The following is a 21,263-nucleotide window of genomic DNA, read 5'->3' on the forward strand; positions in this document are numbered from 1 at the left end:
ATCACTTATTGAGAAATTTCTTAAATTCTTCTGTGGTGTATATTTTCCAGATACCTAGTATTCCTGCAATGACCTGTAAAAACGCACCGCCACTTAATAATTCTGGTGCTAATGGCCAGTGCATAACCTTAAATAGAGCACCTAATACAGTGCAAATGAGCCCTAGAATAAATATGGTTAAAATGTGTTTTACCTTCATGATGAGTAGTAACTAGTTATACAGAAATGATTTCGCTCTCTTCGAGTAGTTTCTCGTTGCGCAGTCTCAATACAATTTGAGCAACAGCAACGGTATCTTTTTCACAATATACTACAATACGTTTTATATCCTTTTCTTCGTAGTAGACTGCCCTTACTTGGCTGCCGTCTATATCGTCCTTAGGAGAAGGGATTCCAAGTATTTTTGTGAGTAGCTTTAAAGAAGTGTAGTGTTTATAATCTCCAAACTTCCACAAATCTAAGGTATCAATATGAGGTATTTCCCAAGGTTTTTTCCCAAAAAGATTGAGTTTGTGAGGTAATGTAACACCTTTAATAATCATTCTACGAGCGATGTATGGAAAGTCAAACTCCTTACCATTATGGGCACAAAGAAGATGCTGCTTGCCATTAAAATGTGTTTCTAGTAGGGTTTTAAAATCAGTGAGAAGTATAGTCTCATCATCTCCGGCAAAAGAGGTGGTTCTAAATCTTTTGCCTTCCACACTAGCGTTGAAGTAGCCTACAGAGATACATACGATTTTTCCAAATTCTGCCCAGATTCCGGCACGCTCATAAAAAGCTTCTGGTGTATGCTCGTCTTTGCGTAAATATTTTGTTTTATCTGTATAAAGTAACTTTTCAGTTTCATCTAGATTGTCATAAGAAGCATGCTGAGGTACGGTCTCAATATCAAGAAAAAGAATATGTTCTAGCTGTAACGTATCTATCATTTGTCTATTTGGTTAATTTCAAGCCTAAGGCCTTATTTAATGATGTTAAAATACAATAAAATGCTAATTGGCAGTGGTTTATGTATTTTGAAATTTGCAATTAGGTTATCCGTAAGATCATTTTCGGTAGATACATAAAAGTTTTCTTTGCTTTCGCGAAAGCGAGATTTAAAGCATTACCTCAAAACAATGAGCCTTGGGTAACGGGACTTTCATGTGCTAGTAGCCATTTTTTACGATGCAATCCGCCAGCATAACCAGTAAGAGAGCCATCACTACCTATCACGCGATGACAAGGAATTATGATAGAAATAGGATTCTTACCATTTGCACTTGCTGCTGCACGTATAACCTTAGGGTCACCCAGCTGTTTTGCCATAGCGAGATAAGAGGTTGTCTTCCCAAATGGGATCGTCTCTAGCGCTCTCCATACCCGACGTTGAAAATCTGTCCCTAGCGGACTAAGTTTAAGGGAAAAAGCAGCTCGTTTTCCAGCAAAATATTCTTGGAGTTGGGTGGCAGCATCCTCCAGTACATCTGGAATTGTAGAAGAAGGCGTTACATCTGTTTCTATAAATAATACAGAACTCAGGCCATCGCTGGAGCCTTCTAGCTGTAATAATCCTATAGGTGTAGCTATGATTACATTTTCCATTAACTCAAATATACCACTTAAGGTATTGTTTATCTTATTGCCAATCAGTACTTTTATGGATTATAATATCTACATATGCGGCTCGCGCAACACCTTACTTATCTTATTTTTAGCTTATTTTCTTTTATAATAATGGCGCAAACGCCATCTCAAAACATAGAAAATTATCAAAGCAATACTCTGGATCTTGCTGCTATCCAATTGCAGAATCAAGAATATAAAAGTGCTATCCAAACGCTCGATGAGGTTCTAAAAAGAGCGCAAAATCAAGACGATAAAAATAAGCAGTACAGTGGTTACTCCATTCTAGGTAATGTGTATTTATCACTACAAGACACCACAAAATCACGTAATGTTTTTGAGAAGGCATTAGTGATAGCTCAGGAGCTTAAAAATGATACACTACTAGCATCCTCCTACAACGATTTAGGAAAGTTATATGCATCCTCTGAGGAATATCAAGAAAAGGCAATTAACTACTTGCAAAGAAACATCGAACTCATAGAAAAGTTAGATGGCTCAGATAAGTCACTTGCAGCCCGCATAAACCTCGCAACACTGTATTTAAAACAAGAAAATTTTGAAGAAGCTTATCCTGCTTTAATGCAAGCAAAATTTGCAAGTTTGCGCGATTCTTTAGATCGTAAAAGTCGCGCACGAGTACTCACATTGTTAGGAAGATACTACACTAGCAGTAAACAAGAAACACTCGCCGAAGATGCTTTTATGGAAGCGATAGACATCAGCTTCTCAGAAGGCTTAGTAGCCGAAGAGGAGGAAGCTCAAAAGCATCTTGCAAAATATTATGAAAACAATAAAAATTTTGAGGCAGCATACTACCATTCACAACGACAATTACAGCTAGCAAACGAGGTTTTTAAAAATGAAAACCAAAAGGAGTTACAAGTAGCAAGTGCTCAGTTTTACTCTCGAGAGAATGAACGTGACCTTGAGATAGCAACAAAGGAAAAAGAACTTTTAGATAGATTGGCTGAGAGTTCGCTTAAGACCACGACAGCACTCCTTTTTGCTTCATCCATATTACTTGTGGCGCTTTTTATAATTTTCACATTGTATCGAGCACGCAAGCAAAACTTATTGCGCTTACGCGAAAAAAATAAGCAACTAGAAAAAGCAAAAAATGACGCCGAAGAGCTTTCTAAACTTAAAACCCAATTCTTCTCAACTATAAGCCACGAGTTACGTACACCGCTTTACGGTGTTATAGGGATTGCCTCAATTTTACTTGAAGATACCGAAGTAAATAAGCATAGACATGATTTGAGGTCGCTTAAATTCTCTGCAGATTATCTACTTGCACTCATTAACGATGTGCTCCTTATGAGTAAGATGGAGGCAAAAAACATTAAGCTTGAGCACACTCCATTTAAACTCAATACACTCTTACGCAGTATCACGCATTCATTTGAATTTAGTCTAGAGCAAAATAATAATAAATTACACTTAGAGATAGATAAAGACCTTCCTAATCAACTTGTGGGAGACTCAGTAAGGCTATCTCAAATTTTAATGAACCTGATAGGAAACGCCATTAAATTTAATGAAAATGGAAATATATGGGTGCGTATAAAAAAGGAGTCTATTACTGCAGATGGGCTTTATAGAACGGCATTTAGCATAGAAGATGATGGCATGGGAATTCCTGAAAATAGCCAGCAAAGTGTTTTTGAAGAATTCTCTCAAGTAGAAAATAAAAACTACAACTATCAAGGTACTGGCCTAGGATTACCTATTGTGAAAAAATTACTAGCGCTTTACGATAGCGATATAACATTAGTAAGTGAAGAAGGAAATGGTGCGACATTCTCATTTGTAATTAACCTAGAGAAAGCCACGGGAATAGCAGCTGTAGAGCAACAACAACTAGACGCTATAGAAAGTGTACATACACTGCAAGGAGCGCATCTTCTAGTAGTAGATGATAACCGCATTAACCAAAAGATCACCCAAAAGCTTCTTGAAAACAAAGGCTTTACATGTGACCTCGCTAGTGATGGTATAGAAGCAGTAACCATGGCTCAAAGGCAATCATATGACCTAATTCTTATGGATATCCATATGCCTAAAAAAGACGGTGTCGAAGCGACTAAGGATATTAGAAAATTTGACACAGATATCCCAATAGTAGCACTCACAGCTGTGGAGATTGATGAGATACGTCATAAAATCTACAAGGCAGGGATGGATGACATTCTAGTTAAGCCTTACGATGTATCTCTATTCTTAAGTGTAATACTTCGTAATATAAAAAACAAAAAGGCACAAACAATTTTACCTACTGGAGAAGAGCTTCTAAATTGATGTTATAAACCAGAAGGCTTATTTTCTGGATTGCTGTCATCATAAAGACCTAAGGTCTTTGCGCGTTTTTGCCAGTTTTTTCTAGCTAGGGTTTGCAAGTCGGCAACGCTGTCGCTTTCATCCATAATTTCTAGTCCTAGTAAAGTTTCAATAACGTCTTCCATGGTAACGAGACCACTCATAGTTCCATACTCATCCACTACTAGCGCGACATGGTTTTTAGTAGAAATAAGCTGATCAAATAGATCTGGAATAGGCAGATTGCGCTTCGTAACAAGAATAGGACGTTCTATCTCTTTTAGGGTAGTTGAATGTTTGTCTAAAGCCATCTCGCGGTACACTTCGCTTTTTAAAACAATACCTGTGATATGATCTCTTGTTCCTTCAAAAATAGGAATGCGAGAAAAACGTAATGATTGATTCTCAGCAAAAAAGTCGGCAACGGTGGTTGATGCGTCAGCCATTTTTATCACGGTGCGAGGCGTCATGATATCTTTAGTAAGCACCTCTTTAAACGTAAGAAGATTATTAAGAATTTTTGATTCACTTTCTTCAAAAACACCATCTTCACCCGCCATTTGTGCCATTGCAGTAAAGTCTTCACGGCTCAATACACTCTCGTGATGACCACCGCCACCTACCATACGCGTAAAAAGCTGTAGTAACCATAAAATACCTGTGTATTTTAAACTGGCCACCATAATTGTGAGCGTCTTAGCCGAAAAATTTGCAAGAGACTTCCAGAATTTTGCACCTATAGTTTTTGGTATAATCTCACTCGCAATTAAGATAAGTAGCGTCATTAGAGCAGATACAAAACCAAGAAAGTTGATCTCTGTAAATCCAAGGTTAATAACAAATTCTGGGTATAAATCTGCAGCGACAGTACCCACCATCATTGCACCCACAGTATGGGCAAGCGTATTTAGGGTAAGGATTGCAATAAGCGGTTTATCTACATCTTTTTTAAGCTCTTCAAGAGTTTCAGCATAGGCTTTTCCCTCGTTTTTCTTGATGTTTATAAACGTAGGTGTCACACTCAGAAGTACAGCTTCAAGTATAGAACACAAGAATGAAAAAAAGATTGATATAGTTGCCCACAACAGTAATTGACCCATAATAAAGAGATTGTTTTATGTAAATGTATGGAAAAAGCGACGATACTTTAGCGGTGTTAGACGTACTTTATATGTAGGCACGCTTTCGCGAAAGCGTAATTAATCACATCATTGCTAAATCATAACAATAATTTAAGACCAAACACTTGATTTTTGGGTAGGTTCGCATCTCTTATAATTAGATATGAAAAAGCAAGAATTAAAGGCAGTACTTTTTGATTTTGACGGAACTTTAGTAAACTCCGAATCATTGCATTTTGATGCATTTAATGAGTTGCTAGTGCCGTTTAATATCAAATATACGTGGGAAGAGTATGCAAACACCATGGCTGGAAAGCCAGCGTACTATGCATTAGAACAAATTATCAAGGAGCATAATCTTGATGTTCCCTTTGAAGAAACGCTTAAGAAAAAAGAAGCGTTGTCTTATAAAAACCTTCGTAACTCGCCAGTTACATTTATGCCTCATGCAATAGAGACGCTCAATTATTATAGAGACAAAGGAATTACACTAGCACTTGTCACAGGAAGTGATCGTGAGATGGTAGACATTATCTTTGGTAAGGAAGATCTCGCACACTTTTTTGAGATTACAGTGACTTCCTCAGATGTAAAGGATACAAAACCTAATCCAGAATCTTACCTCAAAGCACTTAGTGATCTAGGCCTCCAGCCAGAAAATTGTATCGCTATAGAAGATACTCACAGCGGTATGACTTCTGCAAAAGACGCAGGATTGCAGTGTTTAATAGTACAACATGATACTACACAACATAAGAGGTTGCAAAGAGCAGATGCACTCTACACAGATTTAAGAGAAGCACGAGCTCATATTGAATCGCGTTTTTCTTTCTAGAAACTCATTTTTTCGCGAAAGCGGAATTATTTATAAGCGGCGATAAAATCTCTCAACTGAGAAGCATTCTCTAGGGTTAGTTTTTCAAACTGAAAGCACCTTTTGCCTTCTAACGGTTTAGATTTGATCAGGTATTTGTGAAATAATGAATCAGAAGGATAGGCCTGCAATACTTTTAAAAGAGCAGGTCCAGTCATCCTTTTTTGCACTTTATGGCAGGCGGCACAATTTGCTTGATAAATAGCCTCCCCAGCAAGCTCTTGGTCTGAAAGATCTTTATTGTACGGACTCACAGTGCCGCAAAATAGCACAGGAGGTAGCGGTGTTGAGCATTCTACATAACTATCTTCATCGTAATCTATATTCCATAAAATAATCCCTAGTAAGAAAAATCCTAGAAGAGCTACGGCATATATTACAGACGTATTACTTTTCATTAAAAATGAGGCTTTTCAAAGACTTCTTTAAAAGTAAATGCATGCTCACTAGCACCATTTTCTTGGAGATAACCAAGTCTTTCGATTGCTTCTTTTTCTGTGGGAGTAGTTCCAGCTTTTATCCACCATAACGCATAATGTGCCTCACCATATTTTTGAAACCATTCCTTCTGGCGTTTCATGATGGCAGTGTGGAACGTCGTATAAGTATACGCTCTAAGCGACTCAACATCTTCCCACACGGAGAAATTTATAAGTACTTGTTCATCTGCTAGCGCATTAGGTTGTGGTGCGGCATTCTCATCAAAAACATCCCGCCACACAAAACCTTTAGATTGTTCTGCAAGCGCGTTTACCTCATCTGTATGATCTCTAAAATCCTTCATCTCAGGATCATTTATAGAGACCCCTTTCATTCGGGCGACGTTTACTTGAGCGAGGTGGTAGTTCATATAGTTACTTTCTAGACCTGCGAGGTTTTGCCAATAGGCAACCTTGTAGGTCTGGTTATTACAGCGGATTTACCAAACCAAGTTGTTATTAATTTTTGGTAATGCTTGTCGTTCAGACCTACAAGGAAGTCTTCGTTCCTCAGACTATACCTCGCAGGTCGTTGTGTTATTCTAATTAACTAATCAGCTTTACGACATCCTTTGCAAAGTAACTTGCCATCATGGTTGCTCCAGCACGTTTAATGGCAATTACTTGCTCCATCATCACGCTATCATGATCTAGCCAACCTTTTTCGGCAGCGGCTTTGAGCATTGCATACTCGCCACTCACTTGATATACAGCAATAGGTACATTTACTGCTTCTCGTAAATCACGCACAATATCTAGGTAACATAGTCCTGGTTTTACCATTACAATATCTGCTCCTTCTTCTACATCCATGAGTGTTTCTTTAATCGCCTCATCACGATTTGCAAAATCCATCTGATATGTTTTCTTATCCTTTGGAACATCTTTGAGATCAACAGGGGCGCTATCCAATGCATCACGGAAAGGGCCATAAAAAGAGCTCGCATACTTTGCGCTATAGCTCATAATGCCAGTGTTATAAAAACCTTCATCTTCAAGGAGGCTACGCATTTCAAAAATACGACCATCCATCATATCGCTTGGCGCAAGAATATCTGCACCTGCACGAGCGTGGCTTAGTCCCATTTCGGCAAGAACAGCGGCAGTGTCGTCATTTACAATCTCTCCATTACCTACAATCCCATCGTGGCCAAAAGAAGAATACGGATCTAATGCCACATCTGTCATCACAACCATTTCTGGGCATGCATTTTTTACTGTTTTAATAGCACGCTGCATGAGCCCGTCACTATTAAGAGCCTCTGTTCCAGAGTTATCTTTAAGGTTATCTGGTACTTTTACAAAAAGCAGTACAGATTTTAATCCCATTGACCACAACTCTTTTACCTCTTTGGCTATGAGCTCTAAGCTATACCTGTAATACCCAGGCATAGAGTTAATTTCTTCTTTCACACCCTTTCCTTCTACCACAAAAAGTGGAACAATAAAATCATTAGGAGTGATGTATGTCTCGCGCACTATAGAACGTATAGCTTCTGAGGTGCGTAGTCTGCGATTTCTGCGTAGCATAAAAAAGAGGTATATAGATTTATAATCGTCTCGTTAGGTGACCACAACTCTTTTACAAATAGTCGTTCGTACTTCGAATTGTGTGCCTTATATTTAAACAAATTTACCAATTAATTTTCCACTCCCTTTGCTTAAAGAAGCCTTTCATTTCATATACCCGTGGCGCACCTATCAGGAGCGCTTTTTAAAGGATTTTAATGATCACATTGCAGACGACCATTTGCATGTAGTCGCACCTCCAGGGTCTGGAAAGACAGTACTTGGCCTTGAGATGATGCGCCGTGTTAACCAGAAGACGCTTGTACTTGCACCTACAATTACAATAAGAAACCAGTGGGAGCAACGTATGTTTGAGTGCTTTGTAAGAGAGGAAGATTGTACTATTCCGCTTTCGCGAAATATAAAAGAGCCTGCACACATCACTTTTGCTACTTACCAGTCACTACATGCTTTTTCAAAAAATGAAATGGAAGGCGATATGGATCGGCTGGTAGCTTTTTTCGCGGAAGCGGGCATCAAACATATTGTATTAGACGAAGCACATCACCTTAAAAATGAGTGGTGGAAACCACTTTTTGCCCTCAAAAAACTAGAGGGAACACTCACCGCATTGACCGCCACACCACCTTATGATAGTGAGCAACGAGAAATAGCCAAATATTTCCAATTATGCGGCCCGATAGATATTGAAATAAGCGTTCCAGAATTAGTAAGAGAGGGAAATCTATGCGCACACCAAGATTACATTTATTTCTCCGAACCAGACGAAGCTCAAATTCAATACATTCTTAAATACCGAGTAAAATCAAAGGGTTTCATTGATTCATTGGTAGAAAATGATAATTTTGGAACGTTCGTTTTAGAACATACTTTGTACACATTGACAGATGGATTACTAGATCCTATTTATGAGAAACCAGATTTTTACGTTGCCATTCTCGTGTATCTTCAAGCACGTGGCCATGAGATTCCAAAAGAGAAAATAGAGGTGCTGGGAGTAGATACCGAGAAGGCACAATTGCCACTTTTTAATCAAGAATGGGCAGAGCGATTATTACAACCCATACTCGTTACAGATAGAGAGCTTTTTCTAGAAGATGAGGAGATGCTGCTGGATGTAGAAAAGCAGTTACGTAGAGTTGGTGCCTTTGATAATAACCGAGTGAATTTTAAAGGAGAGCGTCAGCTCTATAAATCACTTGCGCAAAGCCCTAATAAACTTAAAAGTATTTGTGAGATCATAGATTTTGAATCCCAAGAAATGGGAGCAGATCTTCGTGCAGTAATCCTCACTGATTATGTGCGAAAAGAATTTTTAGAAAGTGTAAACGATGACCTGGCAGATGTAAATAAACTTGGTGTTGTTCCTATTTTTTATCACTTGCGACACTCGCTTGCACAACACGAAGAACGCTGGCAAGGAATAAACAGATTAGAAAAACTAGCCGTTCTCACGGGTACACTTGTTATTGTACACAAGCGCTTAGAAAGCGAAATCATCAAAGTACTATCAAATGATGATTATACCATTACACCTCTTGATGGGACGCAGTTTATCATTGTAAAAACAAAGGAGCGTGCAAAGAGCATTATTGTGAGTGTGATTACTCAGTTATTTACAGATGGTCACATACAAATTTTGGTAGGTACAGCAGCTCTGCTAGGGGAAGGATGGGATGCTCCCGCTATTAACACACTAGTTCTCGGTTCTTACGTGAGTTCTTTTGTTATGTCTAACCAGATGCGCGGTCGTGCAATACGCGTACAATCTGGTAATCCAGAAAAAGTGGCTTCCATCTGGCATCTCGCGTGTATAGACCCTACCATTGATGGCGGTGGTGAAGATGTGGCAAAACTTGTAAAACGTTTTGACGCCTTTTGTGGCGTATCCTTAGAGGATGATCCTTTTATAGAAAATGGCGCCGACCGCTTTGCACTGCCTACAACTATTGTCAATAAAGAAGTACTTAATAATAAAATGCTGCAGCTAGCAGCAAAGAGAAGCCATATTAAAGAGCGCTGGAAAAAGGCAATAGGGACTGGAAAGTTACTCGTAAGAGAACTAAAGTTTGATTTTAGCCCCAGTAACAAGAAGAAAGAAGTCGAAACACAAAAGGTCTATTATAAAGATGCTGTAAAGTATAGTTTTATGCAGCTAGGCGCGGTCATTACTATGACTATCCCAGAGGTGATTATTAATAATGTAGGCAGCTATTTTTCTAAAGGAATGTTGTTTTTTATATACGCCACCCTCGGCTCTATTGTCCTCGCGTTAGCGCCCAAAACCTATAAGGCGATTGTCAAGTACCTTAAATTTGGTCGCATCGATAAGCAAGTGTATAAAATGGGGCAAGTGGTTTTAAAGTCACTGCGTGAGCGATTACTCATTACCACCCAACTACAACGAATGAAGCTCGGCGTAGAGTATTTACCTAACGGGGAGATTGCTTGTTTTCTCACAGGCGCCACGGCAAAGGAGGAAATACTCTTTGTAAACTGCCTGCAAGAACTTCTAGAACCCGTAGATAATGCACGCTATATGATTGAACAATCGGGTTGGTTTCAAGAGAAATTTGGACTTGCAAACTACTACAGCGTCCCGTCTATATTTACAGCCAACAAGAAAGATGCTGCCTTGTTTTTCAAGTACTGGAAGATTTTTGTGAGTGAAGAGGCAACACTCACCTTTACAAGAACCCGCGATGGAAGGAAGAAATTACTTAAAGCACGTTTTCACTATTTGAATACCGAGAATGGCCTCAAAACCAAGACGAGTGCTATATGGAGGTAAGAGGTTTTTCGCTTTCGCGAAAATGTGAAGACTCATTGGTCATAAGTCACACAGGGTAATTTATGACCAATAAGTAGTTTTGGTGTTTAAGAAACCCACTCCTTCGGTTGTTGCAGTACTTTAATTAATCGTTCTTCTTCGCTTCCAGGTGCTGGGTGATGATCATATTTCCACTGTACTACAGGCGGAAGACTCATTAAGATACTTTCAATACGGCCATTAGTTTTTAGCCCAAAGAGGGTTCCTTTATCGTGTACAAGGTTAAATTCTACGTAACGACCACGGCGTATTTCTTGCCAGTCTTTTTGTTCTTTCGCGAAAGCGGTATCCTTTCTACGCTCCACAATAGGGACATACGCCTCTAAGAAACTATCGCCCACAGTGGTGACAAAGTTGTACCAATCTTGCATAGAGCGCCCTTCGGTAGCTTTGCAATAGTCAAAAAATAAGCCTCCTATACCGCGACCTTCGTTGCGGTGTGCGTTGTAAAAGTACTCATCACAACGTGCTTTGTATTTTGGGTAAAAGTCGGCATTGTGTGCATCACATGCAGTTTTGCAAGTCTGGTGAAAGTGTGTAGCATCTTCATCAAAAAGATAGTATGGCGTGAGATCTTGACCTCCACCAAACCACTGATCTACAATGTTACCCTCGCTGTCATACATCTCAAAATAACGCCAGTTTGCGTGCACCGTAGGCACCATAGGACTGCTAGGATGAAGCACTAGTGAGAGACCGCAGGCAAAGAAATTTGCATCTTTCACACCAAAGTGTTTTTGCATTGCCTCAGGAAGTATACCATGCACTTGTGAGGTGTTTACACCTCCTTTTTCAAAAATATTTCCATTTTCAATCACACGTGTGCGACCACCACCACCTTCAGGGCGTTTCCAGTTATCTTCTTGAAATGTTGCTTTACCGTCAAGTTGCTCCAGTTTTGAAGTGATTTGATCTTGAAGATTGAGAATGTAGGCTACAAATTGTTCTTTCATTATATGCTTTTCAAACCCAAAATAAAGGGTGTATTGTTAATTTTTATGTTTTACTCAGATTACACCTCTCAGGTTAGGATATTCTGGAATTTTTGGCTTCCACTTCTCAAACTACATCTAGTAATTACGAGCTAATTTACAGGCACTATACTTTTCTTTTTATCGAGCAGTGTTACCGTCTGCACAGTTGCCGCAGTTACAGAAACAGGTAATACTAATATAATTCCCACTATGGGAATTAGTAAAAACAACATAAAGACCATCCCATTCCCAATGGCTTGTCCTTTGTTACTCTTTACAAAATCAATGCTCTCGCGATATTTAAAATGACGTTCTAGGGTGTAATCCATATTACCAAAACCTGCATAATAGGACTGTGTGAGAAAAAGTAATACGGTTGCCGCTATGCTGCCTATAATTGGAATAAGATTGAGTAATAAAATTGGGATGGTGATGAGTAATTCCAGCCCTAAGTTACGCACGTTAATACGCACACCTCGCACGAGTTGCTCTGCATTACTTGTGTCTCTGTGTGCGTGATGTTCTCCTTTTAAATGTGCCTCTATTTTTTCTGACACAGGACTCATGAATGGCGCGCTTAACGCCATGATAATGTGTTTGTACAGAATAAGACCTATGGCAATTATTAAGAGTGCGCTTAAGATTTGAGCAATGGTGTCAAAACCTTGTGCGCCCCATTCCCAAGGCCATATCTGGGCAATCCAGTGGCCTAGATTATCAGAAAATCCCCATGCAGATAATCCTATAGCTGCTGCTGTAATAAAGCTTATGGTCATAGGAATTGCAAAGTATTTCCAAAGCCCCAGCTTTGAAATTAATCCAAATGATGTTCTATAGGTTTGTAGTCCGTTGAGAATGCCTTTTATCATATTATACAGCTATATCTTCTTTAAGAATCTTGCGGTCATCTTGGGTTATTCTTTTAGACCAAATGGCTAACCCAAAGGTAAGTACTCCTAACCTCCCTATAAACATAAGAATAATGATTACAATTTTTCCTATGCTACTCAAATCTCCTGTGATACCTGTGCTTACTCCCACAGTTCCAAGAGCAGAGGCAACTTCAAACAGAATGTTTTCAAAGTCAAAACTTTCTGAGAATGTGAGAATAAACGTCCCTACAAAAATGAGCGTTGTATAAAATATAAATGATGACGTCGCAACATAAAGACGTTCATAAGGAATACGCCTACCTAAAAATGTGATATTTTTAGAACCTTTAAGCCTACTCTTCATGATGGCAAATACAGCGGTTAGTGTGGTAATTTTCATTCCTCCAGCTGTACCAGAAGGAGAGGCACCTATGTACATTAAAAATATAGTTACAAGGAGCATAGGTAAGACAAAAGAGCCAAAATCAACTGTATTAAATCCTACGGTTGTCATCGCAGTCATAGATTGGAAAAAAGCAGCGCTCACACGAGCAGATCCGCTTAAATTTGAGATTGACGGTTCTAGAAAATAGAAGAATAAGTATCCAAATACTAGTAGTATAAGCGACCCCATAGTCACAATCTTTGTAGTGAAACTTAGGGAATGTGCTCTATTTTTAATCCATAAACCAACATCTGTAATCACTATAAATCCTAAAGAGCCACAAATAGCAAGCATAGAAATTGTAAAATTGATTAGACCATTATCTACATAATCTGTAAACCCACTATTAAATAAACTAAAGCCAGCTGTGCAAAATGCGCTTATACTGTGAAAAATGGATGACCAGATCGCCTCTCCCGTATCCATGCCATCCGTTTTAAAGGCGATAAAGAAAAGAATCGCTCCTAGCACTTCCATAATTACAGTATAGAGAATAACAGATTTTAAAAAATCCTTAATTTTTATTGTCACAGGAAGCGTAAACTCTGTATTTAAAATGCTTTTATGCCAAGGCGTTATCTTATGAGTGGTAGATAATAGCATAAATGTCGTAAACGTAAGATAACCTATCCCACCTAGTTGGAATAGTGTCATAATTACAAATTGACCTCCTACATTGTAAGAATCAAAAATAGATATCGTAACAAGTCCTGTAGTGCTTACCGCAGATGTAGCAGTAAAGAGATGGTCAAGTATAGGAGCACTCGTTTTTTGTAGCCAAGGAAGGCATAAAAGAATCGTCCCGACACCAACGTATGTAAGAAATCCGTAAAATAAATTTTGTTGCGGTGTCCAACCTCTTTTTAGTGCAATGTACCGCAATTTAAGTTTATTGTAACGTGTTCTCATACTAGTAAATTAACTGCAAAACTATTATTTAAGATATTAAAGAAGTGTTTTGGTATCGTTAAATTATCTCGTCTATATGGACTAGTACATCTTTTTCTAACGAAGTATTATATGCGTCAGTAAGCTTTTGCGAAAGCGGAACCATTTTAAGTAAGTGCGCTACAAAGAAATGCTCTTCTTCAGGGTAAAACTGGGCTATTATATCACGACCTACACGGTTATTGTGCAAGTCCATCGCTCTTGCTAGGGCAGCGTTTGGTGAAAAATCTTCATGCCAGTCTGTGATTTTTTTTGCCCAAGCTAGTGATCGTTGTAAAGGCAAGCCTTTTTGAGTGCTAAAATGAACGAGAAGGACATTCCACAAGGCATGGCGAAAGGCATTCTCTGGGCCGTTGAGGTGCTGTTTGTCACCATATAACTCATCGCAAATTGTAATTGTGCGACGCGTACCTCTTATTGTGGGTAAAATAAATCTAGGATGGCGTGCACTGAGCCAAAAAAGGCTCCACAGCTGTTTAAAATCCATAGATTTGACAACAGCCCAGACGTTCATTATGCTTTGTATTCTTTTACCGCTTCAATAAATGCTCCTGCATTTTCAATAGGAATGTTAGGTAAAATACCGTGACCAAGATTTACAATGTACTTGTCTTTTCCAAATTCATTAATCATCTCGTGCACCATTCTCTTAATCTCACTAGGAGGAGAGAATAAACGAGTAGGATCAAAGTTTCCTTGTAATGTGATATTGCCACCAGTAAGATAACGGGCATTGCGTGCAGAGCACGTCCAGTCTACTCCTAGTGCAGATGCTCCAGATTTTGCCATTTTATCAAGTGCAAACCAGCACCCTTTCCCAAAAGCAATTACTGGTGCCTCATCTTTAAGCGCATCGATAATTTGCTGTATGTATTGCCACGAGAATTCTTGATAATCTACTGGAGAGAGCATTCCTCCCCAACTATCAAAAACCTGTACTGCATTTACTCCTGCGTCCACTTTTTTCTTAAGGTAAGCAATGGTAGTATCTGTAATTTTTTGAAGTAAAGCGTGAGCTGCTAGTGGTTGTGTAAAACAAAATTCCTTTGCTTTGTCAAAGTTTTTTGAGCCTTGACCTTGCACACAGTAACAAAGAATCGTCCATGGAGAACCCGCAAAACCAATTAATGGAATCTCATCATTAAGTTTCTCTTTAGTCATCTTGATGGCGTCCATCACATAGCCTAGCGTCTCATCGATATCTGGAACAATTACTTGCTCCACATCCTTAGCAGATCGTATAGGGTTAGGTAACCATGGACCTATATTAGGCTTCATTTCTACATCAATATTCATTGCTTGTGGTATCACCAGGATATCTGAAAATAAGATAGCAGCATCCATCCCATAACGACGTATAGGCTGTACGGTAATCTCACTTGCAAGCTCAGGAGTCTGGCAGCGTGTAAAGAAATCATACTTTGCTTTGATTTCCATAAATTCTGGAAGGTATCTTCCAGCCTGACGCATCATCCATACTGGTGGACGGTCTACAGTTTCTCCTTTAAGTGCTCTTAAAAATAGGTCGTTTTTTATGCTCATATCTCTAGGTCTGTTCGAGCGCAGTCGAGAACTTAATTGTACTCTTATAATAAACCTCTCGACTGCGCTCGAGGGGACGATTTTATGTTTTTCTAGACGCTTAAATTCTAGATTCTTCTTTTAATGTTTTCACCGCCTTAGCAATCGTGCTTTCTATACTTGTTGCATTAGACACAACTACCTTTTTAAAGTGTAGTCTTGCCGTTGTTGCAGTGGTCTCGCCTATGCAAAATGCTGTGCTGTCTATTGCTCGTGTGTTTTTGTTCGCTTTCGCGAAAGCGTTAACACCGCTCGGACTAAAAAAAAATATACCATCAAATGTACGGTCAAAAGACTGTGTCATTTGATGTGTTTCATAAACAATCACTTCATTGCACACTACATTATTTTCTTTGAGCAATGTAGGTAACTCATCTCTGCGCTGTCTCCCACAGAAGTAAGTGAATGGTTCGTTTTTATGGTTTTCTATTATAAAACGAGCCAATTCCTCTCCATTTAGAGCTGTTTTTGTCGTTTTTACCCCATTTTCGGCTGAAAGCGCTGTTGTTTTTTCGCCAACAGTAAAACAACTTTCTATACTTTCTAATTGTTCACTAGAAAGATTGTTAAGTAAAGCGCGTGCTCCATTTTGACTAGTGATGATCACATTTTTTAGCTTTCGCGAAAGCGTAAAAGCAACCTCTTGTGTGCGTATCGCATCATATTCCACAAATTGTAAACCTGCATTGAGAAGTAATTCTCGCTGGTTAGGTTTTAATTTTTTTGTGGATAGCACGGTCATTTTTTTAAACTACTCTTAATCTCCTTCATTAACTCTCGTCCTCCATCATCAAGAATATCAAGGGCGCAATCTGTACCAAAACCAACAGCATTTGCTTTTGAAACAACCTGCTCTACTTCAATTTTTGTGGCACCATCTAGAGAGAATAATACTCCCCTAAATCGTATGTCTTCTCCTATTTCTTCTGCAAGAGCTCCTATAGGTGCTGTACAGCCACCTTCTAATGTTTTTAAAAACTCACGTTCTATATAAGTGCACAAAGCCGTAGGCTTGTGGTTTAGTGTGGCGCATGCATCTAGACAAAACTGATCCTCTTCCATTGCGACAATGAGCATGGCTCCTTGTGCTGGTGCAGGAAGCATCCAGTCTAGTACTTCATAATTTTTTGGAAGTACCTCAATACGTTCTAATCCAGCTTTTGCAAATATGGCACCCGTCCAGTCACTATCTTCTAGTTTTTGAAGTCGTGTATTTACATTGCCACGTAAATCTGTAGTCTGATGGTTAGGGTATCTATTGAGCCATTGAGCCTGTCTTCTTAAACTTCCCGTAGCAATTGTGCATGGTTGTTTGTAGTCTGGTGCTCCTTTATGTACAAGAATATCCTCAGTTGCAGCTCTTTTGAGAACTGCAGCTTGCACAATCCCTATAGGCAATGCGGTTGGAACATCTTTCATGCTGTGTACAGCAATGTCAACGGTGCCGTTAAGCATTGCAACATCTAGCGTTTTTGTAAAAATACCTGTGATTCCTAACTCGTAGAGTGGCTTATCTAAGATAAGATCTCCAGTAGATTTTACTGGTACAAGTTCAGTCTTGTATCCGTTTGCTTCTAGTTGTGATTGCACGGTTTTAGCTTGCCAGAGTGCTAGTTCGCTATCTCGAGTACCAATTCGTATGGTTTTACTCATTGTCGTTTTCGAGTTGAAATATAGATTGTATAAGTGCTATACTTTGATCTGTAGATCCGTTTGCATTGCGTAAATGATGCGCAAACTGATTTGTAATTTTTTGAATAATCTTGTCACTCATAGCAGTTGCACTGGCCTCGCTAAAATCTGGCGTTTTCTTACGTACATTTTCAATCTCTGCAGCTTGTACTTCTTGAAGTCTTACTTTGAGAGCCTTCATGGTAGGAGCAAACTTTCTAGTTTGTAACCACACGTTAAACTCGTCTGTAATTTCTGCAATGATTGCTTCTGCTTGAGGAATATAACCCTGGCGACGTTTTAAGGTCGCGTCTGTCATTTTTGATAATTGGTCTAAGTGAAGGAGCGTGACATTCTCAAGCTCTTCTACATCATTAGACACATTTTTAGGGATAGAGAGATCTAGAATAAGTAATGGCTTTTTACTGTGTAGTAATTCTTTACTTATAGTAGGTTTTTGAGCACCTGTAGCAACTACAAGGATGTCCGTTTGTGCAATCTCACTTTGTATATCTGCATATTCCTTTACGAGTAAATTAAATTTACCTGCAATTTTTTCTGCCTTTTCTTTAGTTCTATTAATGAGCGTGATATGCTCATTTTTGGTATGCTTTACTAAATTCTCACAAGTATTGCGACCTATTTTTCCAGTTCCAAAGAGAAGGATATTCTTATCTGAAACATAAGGAACGCGAGCCATAATATATTGAACAGCTGCAAAGCTCACAGAAGTAGCTCCACTGGAAATCTCTGTCTCGTTCTTAATACGTTTACTAGCTTGGATAACAGCATTTACTAATCGCTCCATAAATGGATTGATAAGTTGTAATTTCTTAGCACGCTTAAAACCAATTTTGAGTTGGCCAATGATCTCAAAGTCACCTAGAATCTGACTATCAAGACCAGTCCCTACTTTAAAGAGATGTGCAATTGCATCGTCGCCTTTATGTAAATATGCAACGTCAAGAAATTCTTCAATGGTTCCGTGGGTATGCTCGCAGAGAATTTTAACAAGCGTCATGGCGTCTGGCGCAAAGCCGTATAACTCTGTTCTATTGCAAGTAGAAATAACAGTAAGAGCAGTTACTCCTTCATTTTTGGCACCTTCAAGAATTGCCTCTTGAGCAGTTTCAGATATTGCAAAATGACCGCGCGTAGTTGCGTCGGCTTTTTTGTAACTAATACCTATGGCGTAAAATCGTTGTCTTTTCAAAAGCAAATATTCATTTCCTCTGATACTATCAGGGACGCAAAAGTAATAGTCACTTTCTTAAAAAAATAACGCTAGCGGTATCATTTATATCGTACAAGGTGTAAAATGAACGATAGAAGACGTAATTTTACATGAAGCACAGTGTTTACAGTAAAGTAGATGCCCTTGCTATTTTGTTTATTTAGAGCGATTCTAAATAAAATAATTACTTTTGCTATGGATGTATCACAAAAAAACAACGCTGAAAGCCTAACTAATGAAACCCTCATAGAGGATGGCTTTTTTATATTGAGATTTGATAATGAATCTGCTCAAAAACAGCAAGTTGAGCGTACGGTAAATAGTAGTTACATCCAGTTTCACTTTTGCTTGAAAGGGGCAGCTATTTTTAATTTTAATGATGGCGCTTATCAGCTACCTATACAAGAAGAAAACTCATTATTACTCTACAATCCGCAGCGGGATTTACCTATGAATTTAGAGCTAGCCCCAGAAACTTGGGTCGTTACACTCTTGATGTCTATTAAAAAGTTTCACAATTTATTTTCAAACGAGGCGAGTTTCATTCACTTCTTGAGTGATGAAAATAAAGATCGTAAATACTATAAAGATGGAAGCATTTCTCCTAGTATGGCGATTGTGCTTAATCAGTTAATGAATTACAGCCTGCATCCTTCTATCCAAAAATTATATTTTAAAGGAAAGGCTTATGAGCTGCTTAGTCTATATTTTAATCGTCCTGCAGATGCAGATATTGAGCAATGTCCTTTCCTTGTAGATGAGGATAATGTGCAGAAAATAAAGCGTGCTAAGCAAATTATTATCGCGAGAATGGATGCACCACCCACATTAAGCGAACTGTCAGATGAGATAGGCTTATCACTTAATAAGCTCAAAGAAGGCTTTAAGCAGATTTATGGAGATTCGGTGTTTAGTTTTCTATTTGACTATAAGATGGAAGTTGCGCGCCAGCTGCTAGAAACAGGATCCCACAATGTGAACGAAGTGGGGCTAAAGGTAGGCTACAGCACCGCAAGTCACTTTATTACGGCATTTAAAAAGAAATTTGGCACTACGCCAAAAAAGTATTTAATGAGCTTAGGGTAAAAGTTATCACGCTTTCGCGAAAGCATAAAAAGACAATACCAGTATCATAAAGTCTTATGGATAACATGAGGATGATACGATTGATATACTGTATTTTTGTTAAGGAAAAACTGAGAATAAATGAACAAAGGAGTTTTAATGGTAAATCTGGGATCACCAGATAGTACAGACCCAAAAGACGTAAAAAAATATTTAGGCGAGTTCTTAATGGACGAACGCGTAATTGATGTTCCTTATGCAGCACGCGCATTACTAGTAAAGGGAATTATATTAAATACACGTCCTAAGAAGAGTGCAGAGGCTTACAGTAAAATATGGTGGGATGAAGGATCACCGTTAATTGTACTTACACAGCGCCTTCAGAAAAAAGTGCAAGAGCATACAAAGTTGCCTGTTGAGATTGCGATGCGTTACGGGTCTCTATCTATTAAAGAAGGACTCCAGAAATTACATGATCAAGGAGTAGATGAGGTAATGTTATTACCACTATATCCTCATTATGCAATGGCAACCACAGAAACCATTACGGTACTTGCAGAGGAGTTAAGAGCTGAGTTTTTCCCAAAGATGAAAATTACAGATGTAAAACCATTCTACAAGGATGCAGATTACATTAAAGTATTAGGAGATTCTATTGCAGAGAGTCTTGAGGGTATAGAATATGAGCACGTGTTATTTTCTTATCACGGAGTTCCTGAGCGCCACATACGTAAAAGTGATGTAACTAAGGTACACTGTAAAATTGATGGTTCATGTTGTATGTCTGAGTCTGCAGCACATGAATTTTGCTATAGGCACCAGTGTTATGAGACTACTAGAATGGTAGGAGAATATCTAGGATGGGAGCCTTTAAAGTTTTCTACTAGTTTCCAGTCTCGTTTAGGTTTTGATCCATGGTTACAACCTTATACAGATCGTACTATTGAGCGCATGGGAAAAGAAGGATTTAAGAAAATGGCAATTGCTACACCAGCTTTTGTTTCAGACTGCTTAGAGACCTTAGAAGAAATTGCGATGGAAGGTGAAGAAATCTTTCATGAAGCTGGAGGAAAGGATTTCCATACCATTCCTTGTATAAATGATCGAGATGACTGGGCTGCGCTCATCGCCAAATGGGCAAATGAGTGGGCACTTGTAGAAAGTGGTAAAGCTATAGCTTAATAAAAGCTACAAATACATTACTTGAAGTAATAGAAAGTGAATTTTGCTTGATATAATTACCTTAACGGTTCTTCTGTGAGTGGTGATTTTTCACCAAATTTCACTTTCTTTATTTCTTTTTGAGCCTCCTCGAGGGTATCAAAAACAGTGAGTTTATATTTTGAAAAATTTTGCTCAAACTGCACTATCTGCTTCGTGTTAAACTTTTGTGCAACCACAAACATTGCATTAATATCTGCATAATAAGGACACTGTATATAAACAATAGGGTCGATTGTATAATCAATGGTTCTGTCAAATATGAATCCATATTTTAAACCGTTGTAGAAGGGGCGAGATTGCTCATGAAGAGCTATTGCTTTAGGAACATCTAGAACGATACCTTCATTCATTTTACAAACCACATAGGTTTTGTAAAACTCAATTATAGCAAAATTGAGATCTTTTTTTGTAGTAAATCATCCATAGTTGCACTAGTTTGGGGGGGGGTTCAATGTCTTGAAAAACATCAGTTTAAATAGGGATAGTAG

The 21,263-nt window shown here is 38.6% G+C and carries 21 protein-coding genes; 5 read left to right on the top strand and 16 right to left on the bottom strand.

Annotated features, from left to right (window positions below):
• Position 1: 1 nt before the first annotated feature.
• The 3 genes from SJY37_RS05410 to SJY37_RS05420 all read right to left on the bottom strand — a co-directional run bounded on the left by SJY37_RS05410 (position 2) and on the right by SJY37_RS05420 (position 1,587).
• A complete protein-coding gene (locus SJY37_RS05410; RefSeq protein ID WP_379952867.1) occupies positions 2 to 124 on the bottom strand; it encodes a hypothetical protein in 123 nt (40 codons plus the stop codon).
• 91 nt (positions 125 to 215) lie between these two features.
• Positions 216 to 932, bottom strand: a complete 717-nt coding sequence (locus SJY37_RS05415; protein WP_298323175.1) for a 3'-5' exonuclease — start codon at positions 930 to 932, stop codon at positions 216 to 218.
• Between the two features lie 181 nt (positions 933 to 1,113).
• Entirely contained in the window at positions 1,114 to 1,587 is a 474-nt protein-coding gene (locus SJY37_RS05420) for a methylated-DNA--[protein]-cysteine S-methyltransferase (RefSeq protein ID WP_298323172.1), read from the bottom strand.
• 132 nt (positions 1,588 to 1,719) lie between these two features.
• Here SJY37_RS05420 and SJY37_RS05425 point away from each other — a divergent pair, with 132 nt between their 5' ends.
• Entirely contained in the window at positions 1,720 to 3,909 is a 2,190-nt protein-coding gene (locus tag SJY37_RS05425; RefSeq protein ID WP_298323169.1) for a response regulator, read from the top strand.
• Positions 3,910 to 3,911: 2 nt separating this feature from the next.
• On the opposite strand, the gene SJY37_RS05430 is transcribed toward SJY37_RS05425, so the two are convergent.
• Complete coding sequence (locus tag SJY37_RS05430; protein WP_298323167.1) at positions 3,912 to 5,027, bottom strand: CNNM domain-containing protein; 1,116 nt, start codon at positions 5,025 to 5,027, stop codon at positions 3,912 to 3,914.
• A gap of 184 nt (positions 5,028 to 5,211) precedes the next feature.
• On the opposite strand from SJY37_RS05430, the gene SJY37_RS05435 reads away from it, so the two are divergent.
• Positions 5,212 to 5,883, top strand: coding sequence for an HAD family phosphatase (locus SJY37_RS05435; RefSeq protein WP_298323165.1), 672 nt, complete (start codon positions 5,212 to 5,214; stop codon positions 5,881 to 5,883).
• Between the two features lie 26 nt (positions 5,884 to 5,909).
• Here the strand turns inward: SJY37_RS05435 and SJY37_RS05440 are convergent, their stop codons facing one another.
• The 3 genes from SJY37_RS05440 to hemB form a co-directional block, all read right to left on the bottom strand.
• Positions 5,910 to 6,320 (bottom strand): c-type cytochrome, encoded by a 411-nt coding sequence (locus tag SJY37_RS05440; protein WP_298323162.1) that lies wholly within the window; start codon positions 6,318 to 6,320, stop codon positions 5,910 to 5,912.
• The gene (locus SJY37_RS05445; RefSeq protein WP_298323159.1) at positions 6,320 to 6,772 is read right to left on the bottom strand and encodes a DUF3291 domain-containing protein; all 453 of its coding nucleotides are present in this window, start codon (positions 6,770 to 6,772) and stop codon (positions 6,320 to 6,322) included. Before SJY37_RS05445 ends, SJY37_RS05440 begins: the two co-directional genes overlap by 1 nt.
• A 175-nt stretch (positions 6,773 to 6,947) precedes the next feature.
• Positions 6,948 to 7,931 carry a porphobilinogen synthase gene (gene hemB, locus SJY37_RS05450; protein WP_298323156.1) on the bottom strand — a complete coding sequence of 328 codons (984 nt, stop codon included), beginning with the start codon at positions 7,929 to 7,931 and terminating at the stop codon, positions 6,948 to 6,950.
• 127 nt (positions 7,932 to 8,058) lie between these two features.
• Here hemB and SJY37_RS05455 point away from each other — a divergent pair, with 127 nt between their 5' ends.
• Positions 8,059 to 10,722 carry a DEAD/DEAH box helicase family protein gene (locus SJY37_RS05455; protein WP_298323153.1) on the top strand — a complete coding sequence of 888 codons (2,664 nt, stop codon included), beginning with the start codon at positions 8,059 to 8,061 and terminating at the stop codon, positions 10,720 to 10,722.
• Between the two features lie 86 nt (positions 10,723 to 10,808).
• On the opposite strand, the gene hemF is transcribed toward SJY37_RS05455, so the two are convergent.
• The 8 genes from hemF to hemA all read right to left on the bottom strand — a co-directional run bounded on the left by hemF (position 10,809) and on the right by hemA (position 18,471).
• On the bottom strand, positions 10,809 to 11,714 hold the full coding sequence (gene hemF, locus SJY37_RS05460) for an oxygen-dependent coproporphyrinogen oxidase (RefSeq protein WP_298323150.1): 906 nt from the start codon (positions 11,712 to 11,714) through the stop codon (positions 10,809 to 10,811).
• 131 nt (positions 11,715 to 11,845) lie between these two features.
• The gene (locus SJY37_RS05465) at positions 11,846 to 12,604 is read right to left on the bottom strand and encodes an EI24 domain-containing protein (protein WP_298323148.1); all 759 of its coding nucleotides are present in this window, start codon (positions 12,602 to 12,604) and stop codon (positions 11,846 to 11,848) included.
• Between the two features lies 1 nt (position 12,605).
• The gene (locus SJY37_RS05470; protein WP_298323145.1) at positions 12,606 to 13,961 is read right to left on the bottom strand and encodes a TrkH family potassium uptake protein; all 1,356 of its coding nucleotides are present in this window, start codon (positions 13,959 to 13,961) and stop codon (positions 12,606 to 12,608) included.
• 58 nt (positions 13,962 to 14,019) lie between these two features.
• Positions 14,020 to 14,514 carry a DUF6973 domain-containing protein gene (locus SJY37_RS05475; protein WP_298323142.1) on the bottom strand — a complete coding sequence of 165 codons (495 nt, stop codon included), beginning with the start codon at positions 14,512 to 14,514 and terminating at the stop codon, positions 14,020 to 14,022.
• Positions 14,514 to 15,542 (bottom strand): uroporphyrinogen decarboxylase, encoded by a 1,029-nt coding sequence (hemE, locus tag SJY37_RS05480; RefSeq protein ID WP_298323139.1) that lies wholly within the window; start codon positions 15,540 to 15,542, stop codon positions 14,514 to 14,516. The genes SJY37_RS05475 and hemE overlap by 1 nt, the downstream gene beginning before the upstream one ends.
• A 100-nt stretch (positions 15,543 to 15,642) precedes the next feature.
• Positions 15,643 to 16,317 carry a uroporphyrinogen-III synthase gene (locus tag SJY37_RS05485; protein ID WP_379952868.1) on the bottom strand — a complete coding sequence of 225 codons (675 nt, stop codon included), beginning with the start codon at positions 16,315 to 16,317 and terminating at the stop codon, positions 15,643 to 15,645.
• A 2-nt stretch (positions 16,318 to 16,319) separates the two neighbouring features.
• The gene (hemC, locus tag SJY37_RS05490) at positions 16,320 to 17,234 is read right to left on the bottom strand and encodes a hydroxymethylbilane synthase (protein ID WP_298323133.1); all 915 of its coding nucleotides are present in this window, start codon (positions 17,232 to 17,234) and stop codon (positions 16,320 to 16,322) included.
• Positions 17,227 to 18,471 carry a glutamyl-tRNA reductase gene (gene hemA, locus SJY37_RS05495; RefSeq protein ID WP_298323130.1) on the bottom strand — a complete coding sequence of 415 codons (1,245 nt, stop codon included), beginning with the start codon at positions 18,469 to 18,471 and terminating at the stop codon, positions 17,227 to 17,229. The genes hemC and hemA overlap by 8 nt, the downstream gene beginning before the upstream one ends.
• A 210-nt stretch (positions 18,472 to 18,681) precedes the next feature.
• On the opposite strand from hemA, the gene SJY37_RS05500 reads away from it, so the two are divergent.
• Both SJY37_RS05500 and hemH read left to right on the top strand, forming a co-directional pair.
• Entirely contained in the window at positions 18,682 to 19,572 is an 891-nt protein-coding gene (locus SJY37_RS05500) for a helix-turn-helix transcriptional regulator (RefSeq protein WP_108877570.1), read from the top strand.
• 120 nt (positions 19,573 to 19,692) lie between these two features.
• The gene (hemH, locus tag SJY37_RS05505) at positions 19,693 to 20,733 is read left to right on the top strand and encodes a ferrochelatase (RefSeq protein ID WP_298323123.1); all 1,041 of its coding nucleotides are present in this window, start codon (positions 19,693 to 19,695) and stop codon (positions 20,731 to 20,733) included.
• 56 nt (positions 20,734 to 20,789) lie between these two features.
• Here hemH and SJY37_RS05510 read toward each other — a convergent pair whose 3' ends face one another.
• On the bottom strand, positions 20,790 to 21,125 hold the full coding sequence (locus SJY37_RS05510; protein ID WP_379952869.1) for a hypothetical protein: 336 nt from the start codon (positions 21,123 to 21,125) through the stop codon (positions 20,790 to 20,792).
• Between the last annotated feature and the right edge of the window lie 138 nt (positions 21,126 to 21,263).

Source organism: Dokdonia sp. R78006, from assembly GCF_042466145.1.
In the GTDB taxonomy this organism is placed as follows: Bacteria; Bacteroidota; Bacteroidia; order Flavobacteriales; family Flavobacteriaceae; genus Dokdonia.